A 1,701-nucleotide genomic window follows, 5' to 3' on the forward strand; every position below is an offset into this window, starting at 1 on the left:
CGAACAAACCATGAGCAACTGCCGTGCTTTCCCCCACTCGCGCAATAATCAAGACGGGAGTAGGGGTAAGAAAATTGACTGTAGCTAAGCATTCAGCTTATGTACTACGCACACGCGTGCGCGTTCAGCTATCAGTCTTGGCCTTTGGACCACGCTACTTGAGGTGCTTTGTGGCACAGGCTTAATGCCTGTGAGGTAATGCTGAGGGCTGATAGCTGAATGGTTTCGCTTCGGTCGTCAGCTATCAGCATTTCGGGTATCAGCGTTTTGAGGGTTTTCCCTGAATACCCATCTAGTCGCGACCTTCAGCTAATATTATCTTACGATAATTACCCTTAAGAAAAATTTCCCTATCTCCCCATCTCCCTATCTCCCCAGACTTCTAGCGCCTCCCTACCATCCCCGCGCACCCTTAATTATGGGTATTCAACCAGACTTGAGATAAGTCTAATATCGGTAAGGATTGAGCCTAGTAAGGCACCACGGAAATAAAGATACTATTGAAAAGTACCGAAAGGCTTATATAATAATAATTCTGCTCAGAGCTAATAGTTGAGGGCTCAGCGCCCGTCCGCTGAGGGCTGACAGTAGAATCTATTGCGAAAATCTTTAACTACTACGTGGTTATAGGGAATAGAGATAGGTTAATCTTGAACAAACGTGAGGTAACAACAATCAACATGGAAGCTATTGAACTGGAAGTCAGCCAACTAAAATTTTTACTGAAGCTACTGAGCAAACCGGATTATCGGGCATTGATTACAGAAGCGAAACCCAATTCTAAAACCTCAGCTGGGGAACGAGATCGAATTTGTCAGGCATTATGCGATCGCAATTTGATTGAGTCTAATCAAGAAATCACCAAAATTCAGATCACTGATGCAGGCAAGGAACTTCTAAACCAAGATCAGGCTGAAGTACCAATGAGCACGAAAGAACGCAAAATTCTAAAAGCCTGTGAAACAGAACCGACTACTCCCGCCAAGACAAACGTCAAGCCTGCTAAGACCCGCAAGGAAATCATGGACAGTTTGATAGAACGGGGTTATATCACAGTCGCAGAAACTAAATTCAAAGATGTTTGGATTACTGAAACAGGTATTGAGTACCTCTTAACTAATTATAAACCCGTTGGTCGTGGCAATATCAATCTTTCTAAAACCATGCTAGCGGATTACATCGATTTCCTGCGCAAACAGCTGCCAAACTCAACCAGTACAATCTCAGAATCAGATGGAAATTCGACTCCCGCTCTAGTCAATCCCCATAATAATGAAGAAATATTACAAATCATCAAGGATTTAGACCAGGAATTGGGTACAGAAAACTATTTGCCACTGTTTCATTTGCGCCAAAAGTTACAACCGCCTTTGTCTAGGGAAGAATTGGATAAAGCACTGTATAGCTTGCAAGCAGACGATAAAATTGATCTGAGTGCTTTGCAAGAAGCAAACATGTATACAGAGGAACAAATTGAAGCTGGTATTACTCAAAATACCGGGGGGAGGCTATTTTTCATTATGGTGCAGTAAAGTATGATACAAAGTATGATACTATAAGCCCAGGCTTCCCAATTGTTAATCCTCTATCCTTGTCCACTCTATAGAAGATGGAATTAAAGAGATGGCAACGATCCAGGAAATAATTAAACAAGCCCTAAATCCCTTTGACCCCGTGACCTTTGCTACGGGGAATTTTTGG

General features: G+C 42.6%; 1 protein-coding gene. It reads left to right on the forward strand.

Annotated features, from left to right (window positions below):
• Window positions 1-650: 650 nt before the first annotated feature.
• Window positions 651-1,532 carry a hypothetical protein gene (locus F6K49_RS46380; protein WP_293109200.1) on the forward strand — a complete coding sequence of 294 codons (882 nt, stop codon included), beginning with the start codon at window positions 651-653 and terminating at the stop codon, window positions 1,530-1,532.
• The last annotated feature ends 169 nt before the right edge of the window (window positions 1,533-1,701 follow it).

The organism is Moorena sp. SIO3I6 (assembly GCF_010672095.1).